This is a genomic window from Glutamicibacter sp. FR1 (assembly GCF_047300825.1).
Taxonomy (GTDB): domain Bacteria; phylum Actinomycetota; class Actinomycetes; order Actinomycetales; family Micrococcaceae; genus Glutamicibacter; species Glutamicibacter nicotianae.
The window spans coordinates 2,659,791-2,676,215 of record NZ_CP178602.1; the positions used below are offsets into that span (position 1 = coordinate 2,659,791).

At 65.1% G+C, this 16,425-nt stretch carries 12 protein-coding genes; 7 read left to right on the plus strand and 5 right to left on the minus strand.

Annotation, left to right across the window (positions count from 1 at the left end):
• Position 1: 1 nt before the first annotated feature.
• From ACLQ8T_RS12815 to ACLQ8T_RS12825, 3 genes are all read right to left on the minus strand, one after another.
• Positions 2–925 carry an ABC transporter permease gene (locus tag ACLQ8T_RS12815; RefSeq protein ID WP_204722783.1) on the minus strand — a complete coding sequence of 308 codons (924 nt, stop codon included), beginning with the start codon at positions 923–925 and terminating at the stop codon, positions 2–4.
• Positions 922–2,055: an ABC transporter ATP-binding protein gene (locus tag ACLQ8T_RS12820; RefSeq protein WP_413454826.1), complete on the minus strand. Its 1,134-nt coding sequence runs from the start codon at positions 2,053–2,055 to the stop codon at positions 922–924. The genes ACLQ8T_RS12815 and ACLQ8T_RS12820 overlap by 4 nt, the downstream gene beginning before the upstream one ends.
• A gap of 118 nt (positions 2,056–2,173) precedes the next feature.
• Entirely contained in the window at positions 2,174–3,397 is a 1,224-nt protein-coding gene (locus ACLQ8T_RS12825) for an ABC transporter substrate-binding protein (RefSeq protein WP_413454827.1), read from the minus strand.
• A 210-nt stretch (positions 3,398–3,607) separates the two neighbouring features.
• On the opposite strand from ACLQ8T_RS12825, the gene ACLQ8T_RS12830 reads away from it, so the two are divergent.
• The 4 genes from ACLQ8T_RS12830 (at position 3,608) to ACLQ8T_RS12845 (ending at position 8,670) form a co-directional block, all read left to right on the plus strand.
• Positions 3,608–4,075: an Lrp/AsnC family transcriptional regulator gene (locus ACLQ8T_RS12830; RefSeq protein WP_204722786.1), complete on the plus strand. Its 468-nt coding sequence runs from the start codon at positions 3,608–3,610 to the stop codon at positions 4,073–4,075.
• Positions 4,072–5,451 (plus strand): aspartate aminotransferase family protein, encoded by a 1,380-nt coding sequence (locus tag ACLQ8T_RS12835; protein WP_204722787.1) that lies wholly within the window; start codon positions 4,072–4,074, stop codon positions 5,449–5,451. Before ACLQ8T_RS12830 ends, ACLQ8T_RS12835 begins: the two co-directional genes overlap by 4 nt.
• 157 nt (positions 5,452–5,608) lie before the next feature.
• Positions 5,609–6,667 (plus strand): ImmA/IrrE family metallo-endopeptidase, encoded by a 1,059-nt coding sequence (locus ACLQ8T_RS12840; RefSeq protein WP_413454828.1) that lies wholly within the window; start codon positions 5,609–5,611, stop codon positions 6,665–6,667.
• Between the two features lie 80 nt (positions 6,668–6,747).
• Positions 6,748–8,670 (plus strand): acyl-CoA dehydrogenase family protein, encoded by a 1,923-nt coding sequence (locus ACLQ8T_RS12845; protein WP_413454829.1) that lies wholly within the window; start codon positions 6,748–6,750, stop codon positions 8,668–8,670.
• Here the strand turns inward: ACLQ8T_RS12845 and ACLQ8T_RS12850 are convergent.
• Positions 8,667–10,427 (minus strand): DUF222 domain-containing protein, encoded by a 1,761-nt coding sequence (locus ACLQ8T_RS12850; RefSeq protein ID WP_413454830.1) that lies wholly within the window; start codon positions 10,425–10,427, stop codon positions 8,667–8,669. The two genes, ACLQ8T_RS12845 and ACLQ8T_RS12850, sit on opposite strands and share 4 nt — an antisense overlap.
• Before the next feature lie 62 nt (positions 10,428–10,489).
• Entirely contained in the window at positions 10,490–12,016 is a 1,527-nt protein-coding gene (locus tag ACLQ8T_RS12855) for a PucR family transcriptional regulator (RefSeq protein ID WP_204722791.1), read from the minus strand.
• A 109-nt stretch (positions 12,017–12,125) separates the two neighbouring features.
• Here ACLQ8T_RS12855 and ACLQ8T_RS12860 point away from each other — a divergent pair, with 109 nt between their 5' ends.
• From ACLQ8T_RS12860 to ACLQ8T_RS12870, 3 genes are read left to right on the plus strand one after another with little or no spacing between them, the layout of a single operon-like run.
• Entirely contained in the window at positions 12,126–13,628 is a 1,503-nt protein-coding gene (locus tag ACLQ8T_RS12860) for a CoA-acylating methylmalonate-semialdehyde dehydrogenase (RefSeq protein WP_413454831.1), read from the plus strand.
• A gap of 16 nt (positions 13,629–13,644) precedes the next feature.
• A complete protein-coding gene (locus tag ACLQ8T_RS12865) occupies positions 13,645–15,000 on the plus strand; it encodes an aspartate aminotransferase family protein (protein ID WP_413454832.1) in 1,356 nt (451 codons plus the stop codon).
• A 57-nt stretch (positions 15,001–15,057) separates the two neighbouring features.
• Positions 15,058–16,416, plus strand: a complete 1,359-nt coding sequence (locus ACLQ8T_RS12870; RefSeq protein WP_413454833.1) for an FAD-binding oxidoreductase — start codon at positions 15,058–15,060, stop codon at positions 16,414–16,416.
• Positions 16,417–16,425 lie beyond the last annotated feature (9 nt).

The following is a 16,425-nucleotide window of genomic DNA, read 5'->3' on the forward strand; positions in this document are numbered from 1 at the left end:
GCTACATCAGCTCCTCGGTGCCGAAGCGGCGGATATAGATCGTGACCAGGATCAGGATCGAGACCATCAGCACGAAGCTCAGGGCCGAGGCGCCGGGGTAATCGATGACCTTGAAGAACCTGGAGTCGATCACCTGGCCGATCATCGTCGTATTGCGGTTATTGCCCAGCAGGGCCGCGTTGACGTAGTCGCCGGCGGCGGGGATGAACGTCAGCAGGGTGCCGGCGAAGACGCCCGGGGCGCTCATTGGCAGGGTCACCTTGAAGAACGAGGTCATCGGGCTGGCATACAGGTCCCCCGAGGCTTCGAGCAGCCGGGTGTCCAGCCTGCCCAGGTTCGCGTAGATCGGCAGCACCATGAAGGGCAGGAAGTTGTAGGTCAGGCCGGCGACCACCGCGAACGGCGTGGCGGTCAGGTGCCCGTCGGCCGGCAGGATCGCGAGGAACTTCAGTGTCTGGGCGATGAACCCCTCGTCGGCCAGGATCTGCTTCCAGGCCTGGGTGCGCAGGATGAAGCTGGAGAAGAACGGGGCGATCAGCAGCACCAGCAAGATGCCCTGCAGCAGCGATTTCTCGCGCAGGCGGACCGCCACCAGGTAGGCCATCGGGAAGCCGATGAGCAGCGCCAGCACGGTGGCGATCAGCGCGAAGCCGAAGGAACGCAGCAGCTCGGGCCAGTAGGCGGCGAGCACCGTGGCGTAGTTGCCGATTTCGAAGCCCGGCACGAACTCGCCGATTTCCGCGCCTTCGGGCTTCACATACAGGCTCATCGCCAGCAGCACGACCACGGGCAGCGCGAAGAACAGGGCCAGCACCAGCATGCCGGGGGCAATCAGGTAGACACCTGTGCGCCCCTTGCGCCGTTCCGCCCGGATTTCCTCGCGGCTGCGCAGGTCGGCGATCCCCTTCCTAGTCATCAGCGTCATGTCTGGTCCACCCCCGCGTCCTCATGCTCGGCGCCGGCCAGGCCGAAGGAATGCTGGGCATCCCAGGACAGGTGCACGGTGTCGCCTTCGGCGGCCGGCTGCTGGCCGCGGTTCTGCGCGAACGTCCCGATGGTGCCGATCCCGTCCACCTCGACCAGGTATTCGGTGGTGGTGCCGGTGAAGGACACGTCGATCACGGTCCCTGACAGGCGGTTCTCCCCCGCATACCCGTCGCGCGAGATCGAGATCTTCTCCGGGCGCACGCCGACGACCACTTCGCCCGAAGCCTGCACCGCGCGGTCGGCGGGCAGCAGGATCCTCTGCCCGTTGACCAGGACGCTGAGCATCCCTGCCTCCTGGCCTGTGACCGTGCCGCGCATCAGGTTGGACTTGCCCAGGAAGTTCGCGACGAACGCGGTCTTGGGCAGTTCGTACAATTCGCGCGGCGGGCCCATCTGCTCGATTCGCCCGCCATTCATCACCGCGACCACATCGGCCATGGTCATGGCCTCTTCTTGGTCGTGGGTGACGTGGATGAAGGTCAGGCCCACCTCGGTCTGGATGTTCTTCAGCTCCAGCTGCATCTGCCGGCGCAGCTTCATATCCAGCGCTCCCAGCGGCTCATCGAGCAGCAGCACCTGCGGGCGGTTGACCAGCGCGCGGGCCAGTGCCACCCGCTGCTGCTGGCCGCCGGAGAGCTGGATCGGCTTGCGGTTTGCAAGATGCCCCAGCTCCACCAGCTCCAGCCCGGCCTTCGCCTTGTCCATTGCCTGCTTGTCCTTCTTGCGCTTGAGCCCGAAGGCCACGTTCTCCAGCACGCTCATGTGCGGGAACAGCGCATAGGACTGGAACACGGTGTTCACCGGACGCTGGTGGCTGGCCAACCCGGTCACGTCTTGCCCGCCGATCGAAATGCTGCCCTCGCTGGGCGCTTCCAGGCCGGCGATCATGCGCAGGGTGGTCGACTTGCCGCAGCCCGACGGACCGAGCAGGGCGAAGAAGGTGCCCGAAGGGACAACCAGGTCGAGCTCCTTGACCGCCACGAAGCTGGAAAAGCGCTTGGTGATCCCCGACAGGTGCAGGTCCGCACCCGTGGCAGTGGTTTCAGTACGCGGTGCCAAAATTGTCATGCCCCTATCACTTCCTGGAACTGGTTCTGGTCAACGGTTGGCGCCGAACGGCGAGGCGCCTGGACTGCGCCTCTGCGCGTGCAGATATGGGCTCGATGTCGCATGGAATTCCCCGCTTCTAGGCGCCGATGGCACTCTGGAATTCAGAGTTCAACGTGGTCTCTTCCTCCGCCTCCAGCGAGCGGAAGACGCGCGCCTTGGCCAGATCGGCATCGGTCGGGAAGATCAGCGGATTGCTGACCAGTTCCGGGTCGATCTTCTCCATTTCCTCCTTGGCGCCGACCACCGGGCAGATGTAGTTCACGTAGGCCGCAACCTCTGCGGCCACGGCCGGGTCGTAGTAGAAGTCCATGAGCTTCTCGGCGTTGGCCTTGCGCTGCGACGCGACTGGAACCATCAGGTTGTCGCTCCACAGGGTGCCGCCGGCTTCGGGGAGCACGAACTCCCACTGGTCGTCGTTCTCGAAGTTCATCTGCACGATGTCCCCTGACCAGACAATGCCGGCGATCGCATCGCCGGAGATGAAGTCCTCCTTGTAGGAGTTGCCCTTGACCTGGCGGATCTGGCCATTGTCAATGTTCTCGCGCAACACGTCGGTCGCGGCGCCGAATTCGCTTTCGCCCCACTGGCCGGCGATGTCCACGCCGTTCTGCATCATCAGCAGGCCGATGGTGTCGCGCATTTCGTCGAGTACGGTGACACGGCCCTTGAGCTTCGGATCCCAGAGGTCCTCGACGGACTTCAGGCCCTTCGGAAACGCCTTCTTGTTCCAGGCGATGCCGGCATATCCGGACTGCCAGGTCAGCGAGTGCTTGCGCCCCGGGTCGAAGTCGACTTCCTTCAGGCTCGGCAGCAGGTTGGCGGAGTTGGGGATGTTCGCCAGGTCCAGTTCCTGGACGTAGCCCTGGCGGATGATGCGCCCGGCCATCCAGTCGGTCAGCGTGATGATGTCTTGGCCGATGTCCTGGCCGGACTTGAGCTGGCCCTGCACCTTGCCGTAGTAGGTGTCGTTGCCGTCGATGTCCTCGCGGTAGTTCACCGCGATGCCGGTCTTCTTGGTGAAAGCATCGAGGGTCGGATAGGTCTTCTTCTCATCGTCGTAATCCAGGTACAGGGTCCAGTTGGCCCAGTTGACCGTCGGATCGGTTTCGGAAATGTCCGTGATCGACGGGGCTGCTTGCGTGCTGCTGCCACCAGTGCCGCAGGCCGCGAGCAGCCCGGTCAGGCCCAGGGCGCCGGCGGCGGAAAGCACCGAGCGGCGGGAGTAGCTGCGCTGGCCCATGGCCTGTACGAGTGCGCGGATCTGCGGGTCTTGCGGAAGTCGGCGTTGCGAGTGCGACATGGCTGGAATCCTAACGACGAATGTGATCGGCCACACATGAAAGTGTTGACGATCATCCTGCCAGCAATGCGCAGGTGCAACAAGACCTGAACGCAAGTTTCCTTGTAAAAATTGCGTTACGAAAACTGAAATCTTTTGAAAACACCTCTTTCGCAACTGATTCAGTAAAGGTAGGGTCTGTGGAAAGTCCCTTAGACCTAGGAGGTCGATATGACGCTGCCCTCGCATACCGCGCAGGCCATTGATGAAATTTCCAAGGAGATCATCGAGCAGCTGCAGGAAGATGGCCGTCGCTCCTATGCCGCCATCGGCAAGGCAGTCGGCCTGAGCGAAGCGGCTGTGCGCCAGCGCGTGCAGAAGCTGATCGAGAGCCGCGTCGTGCAAATCGTCGCAGTCACCAATCCACTGGAATTGGGCTTCACCCGCCAGGCCATGATCGGCATCGTCGCCGCCAGCGATATCAGCGACACCGCCGACCGGATCGCTGAATTGCCGGAGGTCGACTACTGCGTGGTCACTGCCGGCAGCTCGGACATCCTCGCCGAGGTCATCTGCTCGAACGATGAAGACCTGCTGCGCGTGATCGGAACGATCCGCGGGCTCGAAGGCGTGGTCAGCACCAATACGTACACCTACCTTTCACTCAAAAAACAGGAATACAACTGGGGAACACGATGAACACACCACGTGGTACCGATCGCCAGCAGGCCGCTCGCGATCACCTATGGATGCATATGGCCAGGCACTCCGGAATTTCCAACGGCGCGCAGGTGCCGATCATCTCGCGCGGCGAGGGGCACAAGATCTACGACGATGCCGGTCGCGAATACTTCGACGGCCTGGCAGGGCTGTTCGTGGTCAACGCCGGGCACGGCCGCGCCGAACTTGCCGAGGCCATGGCCAAGCAGGCCGAGAAGCTGGCCTTCATGCCGTTGTGGTCCTACGCCCATGAGCCGGCGATCGACCTGGCCGAACGCCTGGCCAGCTATGCGCCGGGCGACCTGAACCGCGTCTTCTTCACCACCGGCGGCGGCGAAGCTGTCGAATCGGCCTTCAAACTGGCCAAGCAGCATTTCAAGATGAAGGGCAAACCGGGCAAGACCAAGGTCATTTCCCGCGCCCTGGCCTACCACGGCACCCCGCAAGGCGCTCTGGCCATCACCTCGCTGCCGGATATGAAGACCCCTTTCGAGCCCCTGGTGCCCGGCACTTTCCGCGTGCCGAACACCAACTTCTACCGCGCCCCGGAGATGTTCGCGGACAACGAGAAGGACTTCGGGCTGTGGGCCGCCGAGCGCATCCGCGAAGCCATAGAATTCGAAGGCCCCGACACGGTGGCCGCGGTCTTCCTGGAGCCGGTGCAGAATTCCGGCGGCTGCTTCCCGCCGCCTCCCGGATACTTCGAGAGGGTCCGCGAGATCTGCGACGAGCATGACGTGCTGCTGGTCTCCGATGAGACCATCTGCGCGTTCGGCCGCATCGGATCGATGTTCGCCTGCAACGACTTCGGCTACGTCCCGGACATCATCACCTCGGCCAAGGCGCTGACCAGCGGCTACGTCCCGCTGGGCGTGATGGTCGTTTCCGACAAGCTGTTCGAGCCGTTCACCAAGGGAGACACCACCTTCTACCACGGCTACACCTTCGGCGGCCATCCGGTGGCGGCTGCGGTGGCGATGGCGAACCTGGACATCTTCGAACGCGAGGGCCTGAACGATAACGTCAAGAACAATGCCGATGCGTTCAAGTCCACGCTCTCCAAGCTCACCGACCTGGATATCGTCGGCGACGTGCGCGGTGCCGGGTACTTCTACGGGATCGAGCTGGTCAAGGACAAGGCGACCAAGGAAACCTTCAACGATGCCGAGTCCGAACGGCTGCTGCGCGGGTACCTGAGCCCGGCGCTATGGGAGGCCGGACTGTATTGCCGCGCAGATGACCGTGGCGACCCGGTCATCCAGCTGGCTCCGCCGATCACCATCGGGCAGCCGGAGTTCGACCAGATCGAATCAATCCTGCGCACCGTGCTGCAGGAAGCGTCCAGCAAGATCTAGGTGCGGCACGGCCCGCAGTCATCACCTGCGGGCCTTTTGCACTAGTCAGAGCGTGTTACTTCACGAAGCTACGCCCAATTGGTACTTTGTGGCATAGGCCACTATTCTGAGGTCATTAGACGATTAAGATCGCCTTTTGGAAGATTGCAGGAACCCCATGACTTTGGAACCGACCAGAATCAGGCTGGCACGCGAACGTGCGGCGCTGAGCCGGTCCGCCTTGGCCGCCTCGCTGGGCATTTGCGAGCGCGAACTAGCTCGTGCTCCCGAGGATCTTTCCCTTGCGTTGGCCGATGCGCTGGACTGCGCACCGCAGTACTTCCGGCTTCCCGCCACCCGGGGCATCGACACCGAACGGATCTTCTTCCGCTCCCCTCGCCGCACCAGCACTGCGCAGAAAGTGGCAGCCGCCGCCCTGGGCCGCAACGGCGTGGAGCTCTACCACCTGATCACGCGGAACTTCCGTCTACCGCAAACCGAGATCCCCGAGCTGTGCGGCTTCACCCCGGAAGATGCAGCAGCGCAGCTGCGCACCGAATGGGATCTGGGCTGCGGCGCGCTGCCCGATCTGCTGCACCTGCTCGAATCCCACGGGGTGCGGGTGCTGAGCCTGCCTGCCTCGCTGGACGCGGTCAAGACCTTCAGCTTCTGGGAAGACGGACAGGCCTTCATCTTCCTGGCCGCCGGCAGCCGCAATGCGCAACGTCTGGACATGGCCCACGAGCTGGGGCATCTGCTGATGCACTCCTCGCTGGGCGAGAACCGCGAGCAGATGGCCACCGCCGAGCGCGAGGCCGATGAATTCGCCGCACGCCTGCTGCTGCCTTCCTTGTCCCTACAGGTCAGGGTTTCAGACTCGCTGCAGATCCCGCAGCTGCTGGTTCTCGAAGAGCACTTCGGGGCACCTGCCACGGCGATCCTGGCCCACGCCCGGGCCTGCGGCCTGCTGGGCGACGGCAACTACCGCTGGCTGTCCCAGGAACTGGCTCTGGAACCGGCCGCAGGGCACCAGCAACTCGTCTCCCGTGTGTTCTCGCTGGTCTTCCCCTCGTTGCAGCTCGATCATCGGGCCAGCACGGCACGGATCGCCCGCGAATTGGGGCAGACCGCTGCGCAGATCCATGAGCTCACCTTTGGGCAGGCCTTCGTGGTGCTCGACGGCGGGAACCTGCATCAAGCCGGCGAGGGACTCCGCGGCCACCTGCGCGCGCTCTAGCAACCCCGCGGATTCGGGGCTACGCTGGTGCCACCAGGCGATGGCGCCGCGGCCGATCGCCGAGCCAAAAGGGGATCGCCATGCAAGCCAACGCCGAGACGTCCCGGCAAATCGCCGAGGAATCCCGCGAGCAGTTCAACCGCCCCAGCTTCGCCAAGGGCCTGTACATGGGCGCCGTGGACTTCTCCCTGATCGAACCGCTGCCGGGTGCCGTGCACCCGGAACGCGGCCAGGCGTTCCTGCCGCAGCTCGAAGCGGTGCTCGATTCCATCGACCCGGAACGCATCGAAGCCGGGGCACGCATCCCCGACGAGTACATTGCGCAGCTGCGCCGCATCGGCGCCTTCGGCATGAAGATCCCGATTGAATACGGCGGGCTGGGCCTGAGCCTGCTTGACTACGGCCGGGCGCTCATGCGGGTCGGCGTGGTGTGCCCCGCGCTCGGCGCGCTGCTTTCGGCCCATCAGTCCATTGGCGTCCCCGAGCCGGTGAAGTCCTTCGGCACCGAGGAGCAAAAACGCGAATACCTGCCGCGCTGCGCGGCCGGAGCAATCAGCGCCTTTCTGCTCACCGAGAATGATGTCGGTTCGGACCCTGCCCGGTTGGGCACCACGGCCCGGCTCAGCGACGATGGCACCCACTATCTCCTGGACGGGGCAAAGCTGTGGACCACCAACGGGGTGGTCGCCGAGCTGCTGGTGGTGATGGCCGCGGTGAAGCCGCATGAGGCCGTGGGTGAAGAGCCGGCGGGCCGCGGAGGAATCACCGCCTTCATCATCGAGGCTGATACCGAGGGCATCGTCGTGGAGAATCGCAACCAGTTCATGGGCCTGCGCGGCATCGAGAACGGGGTGACACGCTTCCGCGAGGTGCGCGTCCCGGTGGCCAACCGGCTGGGCAAGGAAGGCTCGGGGCTGAAGATCGCGCTGAGCACTTTGAATACCGGGCGCCTGTCCATTCCGGCGATGTGCGCCGGGGCCGGCAAATGGTCCACGAAGATTGCCCGCGAATGGTCCGCGGCGCGAGTGCAGTGGGGCAAGCCGGTCGGCAAGCACCAGGCGGTCGCCGGCAAGCTCGCCTACATTGCTGCCAGCAGCTATGCGCTGGAAGCGGTTTTCGAGGTTTCGGCCCGGCTGGCCGATGCCGGCACGAAGGATATCCGCATCGAAGCGGCCCTGGCCAAGCTCTGGGCTTCGGAGGTCGCGTGCACGATCGCCGATGAGCTGTTGCAGATCCGTGGCGGCCGCGGCTTCGAGACCGCCCGGTCCCAAGCGACGCGCGGCGAGCGGGCGGTGCCGGTGGAGCAGCTGTTACGCGATCTGCGGATCAACCGCATCTTCGAGGGCTCCACCGAAATCATGCACCTGCTGATTGCCCGCGAGGCGGTGGATACCCACCTGCAGGCCGCGGGAGACCTGGCTCGTGCCGGGGCGAGCATGGAGGAAAAGGCTCGGGCCGCGGCATCCGCGTCGGCATTCTATGTCCGCTGGCTGCCCAAGCTCGCCGTGGGCGCAGGCTCGGTGCCGACGTCCTATTCCGGGCATGGCCCCTTGGCGAAGCATCTGCGCTATGTGGAACGGACCTCGCGCCGCCTCGCTCGCCAGACGTTCGCCGGCATGGCACGCTGGCAGGCAGGCATGGAAAAGCAGCAGGTTTTCCTCGGCCATATCGTGGATATCGGCGCGGAGCTGTTCGCCATGTCCGCAGTGATTGCCAAGACCACCGCGCTGCCGCAGTCTCCTGCTGGACAGCGCGACTCGGCGCAGTGCCTTGCCCTGGCCTTCTGCGAGCAGGCTGCGCAGCGCTGCGAGGAGCACTTCGAGAAGCTCTGGAACAACACGACGCATTCCGACGGGCAGCTCGCCGCCGACCTGCTGGGCGGCAAGTTCCAGTGGCTGGAAGAAGGGGTCCGCGATGCCTCTGAAGGCACCGGCGTCTGGATCGCCCAGTGGTCCGATGAGGTTCGCGAGGATGTGCGCTGGCCGTATGGGAAGGAGTCTTAAGGCTCGGCGATTTCTACGTCCAGCAACCCCGCACGCCACCGCACAGTGGTCTCCTCCGCCAACGCCTCAGCCTCCAACGCTTCAGCCGGAGTCATGAAATACGTGTTGACCCGCAACTTCTGCTCCGGATCCAACTCCGGAGGCAACAGCACCATCGGCCGGCTGCCAGGGATCTTCACCGCATGGAACAACCCGCAATGCCTGGCCGTATGGTGAATCAAGCAATTCAACACCGCAGACTCGATATCAGTCCGACCGCCCTTCTCCCACGGATCCAGATGATCCGCTTCGCATCGTTGTGCTGGCATGCTGCACCCAGGATACGAACACCCCCGATAAGCCGCCCGCAAAGCACGCACCTGCGCCTTGGAGAACAACCTCTGGGTCCGTCCCAGATCCAACGGCAAGCTCCTGCCGTTGAGCACCACCGGAAGAACACCGGCAGTGCACAATACCGTCCGCGCCTCGCCCGGGGACAGCTGGATCCCCGAAGACGTCACCGCGAAATCCTCGGCTTGCTCCTGCATCTTCTCCCAATCCAAGATGACGCTCACCTGCGAACTGGCAAACCCGGCTTGCTGTTCCGGCGGGCTACCATTCGGTCTTCGTTCGCTCATCAGCAAAGCCATAAAACCAACGAGCCGCCGCCGCTCGGGTTTCAGATCTTCCCATTCACCGCTTGCCAGCTCCGCTTCTGTTGAAACATCTTCCGTCGGTAGTCCATCTTCTTCGGAATGGAGATCCTCGTTTTCCGGGTGGATGTCCTCTTCTTCGGAGTGGTGATCATCTTCGTCCGGCGGGTCATCCTCGATGTCCTCGATGTCCTCGATGTCCTCTTCACCGGGTCTGTCTTTTGCCCAATCCGGCATGCTGTCCTCATCATCCCAGCCACTGGTTTCCCCGCCGGTGAACTGGGCATCGACGTCTTTCAACCCCTGCCGGTTGCCGGCAACGGTGGAAGGATTATCCAAATTCGCGAAATACGCCTCGATATAAGCGGACTGCGAAGGAAGAACACGAACGAGATACTCAACCAGGCCTTTGCGCATCCCGCGCTTGAAGATCCCGATCCCATCCAGCAGGGCCTTGAGCGGGCGCTTGCCGGCCTTGACCTGCGCGACCAGGTCGTTGATGTGCTTGCGCGCCGATTTCGGCTCCGACCGCAGGAACGCCGCGGACTCGGCCTGCAGCTGCTGCTTCTTCGCTTCGGCCGCTTTCCCTTCGCCCAGGTCCTTGCGCACCGAATGCAGCTTCATCGCCGCCGAGGCGACCAGCCGCGGATCGATGCCCGGGTCTTCGAACTGCACGGCGAGTTCGGGCAGCCATGGTTCCGTTGGTTCTCCTGCTTCGTCTACGCCGCCGAGCAGGCAGTCGGCCTGCACCAGCCGGGCGGCCGCGGTGCTGCGCGGGATATCCAGCCATCCGGTCATCAACCCTTTGGCATCCTTGAAATGCGTGCGCCCCGTGGTGGTGCGCCCCTTCGCCGCATCGATCTCCTCGATGGTGGGGTCGGGCCCGAGGTCCGTGATGGCCTGGAAGGATTCCTGGTCCAGCTTGTGCGCGCCGGTGCTCCGCAGGGCGGCAGCCGCGTGGACCTGCGTACGGGTGAGTTCTTGGGTCATCTCTTCGGTGAGCAGCGCGAAATAGGCGGCCTGGCCTGCGGTGAGTCCCGCGTGGGCCAGGCGCCGGGTCGCTGAAGCGGCCAGCGCTTTGGCGTTGGCCAGGTCCTTCAGTGCTTGCGCGATGTCTGTGCTCATGGGAACCAGCATGCGCCCGAAATGTCGTGCCGCGGGTGCGCCGGGGCGGAATGTGGAAAACCTCAGCCGTGCATGCGGTACCAAAGCAGCGCGACCTGCAGCGAGGCCCGGGATTCGGCGGAGTCCAGTTGCACCCCCAGCTTTGCTTCGAGCTTGGCCAGCCGGGAGTACAGGGTCGGCCGCGAAAGGTAGCCGGCCTTAGCCAGTGCGGTCTTGTTCCCGCCGTGGGCCAGGTAGAGATCGAGCAGGTCCAGGCCCTGCTCGTCGACCGGGTTGAGCAGGCCGGCGAGCTCGGCCTGCGCGAAGGAACGCATCCGCGGGTCGCCGCCCATGGCCGAAAGCACCCCGCGCAGGCGCAGGTCGGCGAAGCGGTAATAGGGCTGGGCACGGGTGGGCAGGTGCGGGACGATCTGCGCGACGTGCGCGGCCTCTTCCAGCCCGGCGATGCTGGTGGCCAGCGTGCCTTCGGGGCCCACCCCGATGGCTACCGGTGCGGTGAGCTGCTCGGCCAGCCGCCGGGTGAAGCCCTGCAGTGTGGAGTCCACCAGTTCGCGGGCGCGCAGCGGCAGGATCAACCCCAGATACCCGGGCTTGAGCGAGCCGGCCAGGATGCCCAGGTGCAGGGTGTCGGCGAGCTGGTCGAGCACTTCGAGCAGGGCGCGGTCGGCCAGCTGGGTTTCGGTGGGCGTGCCGGAGCCGGCCAGCGAGATGACCACCGGGACGTAGTAGGGGGCGGCGGCCAGGCCCAGAGCCTGGGTGCGGATGGCGATCTCCTTGTCGCTGTAGCTGTGCCCCGACTGCAGTTCGTGCAGGGTGGAGGTGCGGGCCTGGTAGAGCAGTTCGCGCTGGTCGCGCCCGGAAAGCCGGGCGATGGTCAGCGCCTGGCCGGCACGCTCCAGGACCAGCGCGGCGCGATCGTCGTCATCCAGCACGGCCGGGACGATCAGCCGGCCCCACCGGCTGCGCACCGCCCCGACCGGGGTCTGCAGCCAGTTCTCGGTGCCGGTGGCGCGCCCGGTGTGCTCCAGGTACCCGACGAAGCGGGAGCGGGTGATCCAGTCTTCCAGTTGCGCGCCGGCTTCGGCGAGCACATGGTGGCGGACATCCTCGAGCACCACGGGGGCCGAGAGCAGCTGCGCGGTGCGGGCCACGATCTGCGCTTCGTCGGCCTCGGTCAGCGAGAGCCCGGTGTAGATTTCGTGCACCGTGCGGGAGAACTGCACGGCTTCGAGCTGCTCGGCCACGAGCTTCTGGTGGATGACCTCGGTGATCGACACGAAACGGGTGGTGGTGCGCAGGGCGATGACCGGCAGGCCCAGGTCGGCGACATCCAGCTCGGCGCCGGACAAGTCCTCGATGATCACCCCGACCGCTCCGGCCTCGCGCAGCGCGGTGATGAAGGCGCGCACATCGCTCACGTTGCGCAGGGTGGTGAGGATCAGCTCGCGGCCCAGCAACAGGTCGATGTTCTCGGTGGATTCGGTGACGTGCACCCAGCGCAGCTGCGCGTCCATCCCGGCGGCGCAGAGCACCTGGGGGTCGGCGGCCTGCACCACCGGCAGGTGCAGCACGTCGTTCACCGTCAGCATTTTACACTCCGTCATCGATAGTGCTTAAATCATGACACAGTGATGGTGTTGCCCCTCACATCCATGACCCATGATGAATGCAGGCACCCAACTTCGAAAGGCCGATACGATGACCGCAACGCTGACCGACACCTTGCAGCACTGGATCAACAACGCCAGCTACTCCGCCGATGACCGCACCGGCAAGGTCTACAACCCGGCCACCGGCGAGGTCTCCCGCCACGTGGCGCTGGCCTCCAAGGCCACCACCGAGCACGCGATCGCCGCCGCCGCGGACGCCTTCCCGGGCTGGCGCGACACCTCGCTGGCCCGCCGCACCGCGATCATGTTCAACTTCCGCCAGCTGCTGGCCGAGCGCAAGGGCGAGCTGGCGGCGATCATCACCGCCGAGCACGGCAAGGTGCTGGATGACGCGCTGGGCGAGGTGGCCCGCGGCCTGGAGGTCGTCGAGCTGTGCTGCAACGCCCCCTACCTGCTCAAGGGCGAGTTCTCGCAGAACGCCTCAACCGGCATCGACGTGCAGTCCCTGCGCCAGCCGGTCGGCGTCTCGGCCATCATCTCTCCCTTCAACTTCCCGGCCATGGTGCCGCTGTGGTTCTTCCCGGTAGCCATCGCCGCCGGCAACACCGTGGTGCTCAAGCCATCGGAGAAGGACCCGTCGGCCGCCAACTGGCTGGCCGAGCTGTTCACCGAGGCCGGTCTGCCCGAGGGCGTGCTGAATGTGGTGCACGGCGACAAGGAAGCGGTGGACACCCTGCTGACCGATCCGCGGGTGAACTCGGTGTCCTTCGTGGGTTCCACCCCGATCGCGCAGTACGTCTACTCCACCGGAACCGCCCACAACAAGCGGGTGCAGGCCTTCGGCGGCGCGAAGAACCACATGCTGGTGCTGCCGGATGCCGACCTGGACCTGGCCGCCGACATGGCGGTCAACGCGGGCTTCGGCGCGGCCGGCGAGCGCTGCATGGCGATCTCCGTGGTCGTCGCGCTCGACACCATCGCCGATGAGCTGGTCGCCAAGATCGCCGAGCGCGCCAAGACGCTGCGCGTGGGCGATGGCACCCGCGGCTGCGACATGGGCCCGCTGATCACCGGCGAGCACAAGGCGAAGGTGGCCGGCTACATCGACGCAGGCGTCGCTGCCGGCGCCGAGCTGGTGCTCGATGGCCGCACCGGCACGGTGGATGCCGATGGCGAGGGCTTCTTCCTGCACCCGACGATGTTCGACAAGGTCGGCACGGACATGTCCATCTACACCGAGGAGATCTTCGGCCCGGTGCTGTCGGTGGTCCGTGTGGACAGCTTCAACGAGGGCATCGATTTGATCAACTCCTCGCCGTACGGCAACGGCACCGCGATCTTCACCAATGACGGCGGCGCGGCCCGCCGCTTCGAGGACGAGATCCAGGTGGGCATGGTCGGGGTCAACGTGCCGATCCCGGTCCCCGTGGGCTACCACTCCTTCGGCGGCTGGAAGGCCTCGCTGTTCGGCGACCAGCACGCCTACGGCCCGGAGGGCTTCAAGTTCTTCACCCGCAACAAGGTGATCACCAAGCGCTGGCTCGACCCGAGCCACGGCGGCATCAACCTCGGCTTCCCGCAGAACGACTAGGACCATGAGCGAGCAAATGACTGAAGAAATCACCGGCGAGCAGATCGCCGCCGGGAAGCGCGCCTACGAGCTGGACCGCGAACACGTCTTCCACTCCTGGCAGGCCCAGGGCCCGTTCACCCCGATGACGGTGCTCAAGGCCGAGGGCTCGTACGTGTGGGACGGGGAGGGCACCAAGCTCATTGACCTCTCCAGCCAGCTGGTGAACACGAACATCGGCCACCAGCACCCGAAGGTCATCGCCGCGATCCAGGAACAGGCCGGCAAGCTGGCCACCATCGCCCCGCAGCATGTCAACGACGCGCGCTCGGAAGCAGCACGCTTGGTTGCCAAGCACACCCCCGGTGAGCTGAACAAGATCTTCTTCACCAATGGCGGAGCCGATGCAGTGGAGCACGCGGTGCGCATGGCGCGGCTGCATACCGGCAAGCACAAGGTGCTTTCGGCGTACCGTTCCTACCATGGCGGCACGCACCTGGCGGTGAACATCACCGGGGATCCGCGGCGCTTCGCCTCGGATCATGCAACCGACGGGGTGGTGCATTTCTTCCCGGCCTACCCGTACCGCTCCTACTTCAATTCAACGACTCCCGAAGAGGAGACGCAACGGGCGCTCAAGCACCTGGAAGACACGATTCTGCTTCAGGGGCCGGGCACCATTGCCGCGCTCATCCTGGAATCCATTCCGGGCACGGCCGGGATCTACCTGCCGCCTCCGGGCTACCTTGAAGGGGTGCGCGAGCTGACTAAGAAGCACGGCATCGTGTACATCGCCGATGAGGTGATGGCCGGCTTCGGGCGCAGCGGTAAGTGGTTCGCGGTGGATCATGCCGGCGTGGTTCCGGATCTGCTGACCTTCGCCAAGGGCGTGAACTCCGGCTACGTGCCTTTGGGCGGCGTGGCGATCAGCCCGGAAATCTTCGAGACCTTCCGCGAGCGGGTCTACCCGGGCGGTCTGACCTATTCTGGCCATCCGCTGGCGTGCGCGGCGGCGGTAGCCACCATCACCGCGATGGAAGAAGAAGGCATGGTGGAGAACGCCAAGAGGTTGGGCGAGGAGATCATCGGGCCGCGCCTGGCGCAGTTCGCGGCCGAGCACCCATCGGTGGGAGAGGTGCGCGGCACCGGGGTGTTCTGGGCGATCGAGCTGGTGAAGAACCGGGACACTCGTGAGCCGCTGGCTGCCTATGGCGGCAGCAGCCCACAAATGAACCAGGTGATTGCCGCGGCGAAGTCCGCAGGGCTTTTGCCTTTCGCCAACTTCAACCGGCTGCATGTGGTGCCTGCAATGAATATCGAGGACGACGTGCTGATCGAAGCACTGGATCGCCTTGAGCAGGCACTGGCCGTGGCCGACACGTTCGTTCAATAATCCCCTACTGGCAGGACAGCACCGCTGTCCTGCCAGTTCTCTTAACAGGAGTCCACCGTGAATGCAGCCGCCACCCACGCCGTACTCAGCGCCCACCCGCGTGCCTCGCTCGATGAGGCCGAGCGCCAAACAGCCAGTATTGACCGCTCCGGCTATGTGCCCCCGAGCTTCGCCGACGGGGTGATCTTTGCCCAGAGCATCGACGACGTGGTGCTGGCGATGAAGCTGGCCCATGAGCATGGGGCGGAGATCGTGCCGCGCGGGGCAGGTACCGGGCTGGCGGCAGGTTCCAGCGCGCAGGCTGGGCAGATCGTGCTCGATCTGTCCCGGATGGACAAGATCCTCCAGATTGATCCGGTGGAGGCCACCGCGGTGGTGCAGCCCGGGGTGATCAATGCAGCGGTGAACCAGGCGGCCGGTGAGCATGGGCTGTTCTACGCTCCGGATCCGGCCAGCACCGCGATCTGCTCCATCGGCGGGAATATCGCCACCAACGCCGGAGGCATGTGGTGCGCCAAGTACGGGGTCACCCGCGAGTCGGTACTTAGCTTGCTAGTGGTGCTGCCCGACGGGCAGCTGCTGCGCACCGGGCGGAGGACCATCAAGGGCGTGGCCGGCTACGACATGAATGCTCTGATGATTGGTTCGGAAGGCACCCTGGGCATCGTGGTCGAGGCGTTGCTGCGGCTGCGCCCCAAGCCCAAGCACACCTCCACCCTGGTCGCCTATTTCCCCGATGAAGATGCCGCGGCGAAGGCTGCCTCGGCGGTGATCGCCGAACGGCTGACTCCCTCGGTGCTGGAGCTGATGTGCGGCAAGACCTTGAAGGCGGTGGATGCAGCGCTGGGAACGGATCACCAGTCGCGCGGCGGAGCCTTGCTGCTCGCGCAGACCGATGGCTACGGCGCGCATCTGGAAATGCAGGCGCTGCAGGAGGCGATTGCCCCGCTGGCCGGGTTCATCGAGATTGCCAGCGACCAGGAACAAGCCGCGGCGCTCATCGAGGCCCGGCGGCAGGCCATCCCGAGCATGGAGCTGCTGGGCACCGCCTCGATCTGCGATATCGGCGTGCCGCGGCACCGTTTGGCCGAGGCGTTCGCCGGCCTGCAGCGCATCGAGGACGAGCGCGGAGTTTCGATCTTCACCATTGCCCATGCCGCCGACGGCAACCTGCATCCGATCATCGTGGTGCCCGAAGGGCAGTCGATCACCAGTGGTGCGCCGAAAGCGGCGCTGGGCGACATGTTCCACCTTGCCCAGTTGCTGGGCGGCACGCTGACCGGCGAGCACGGCATCGGCCTGCTCAAGCAGGATTGGCTGGCCGAGGAGCTGGGCGAGACCTCGCTGGCATTGCAACGGCGGCTGCGCGCGGTGTTCGATCCGCAGGGCATCTTGAACCCGGGGAAGGCGATCTGACTCTGGAAG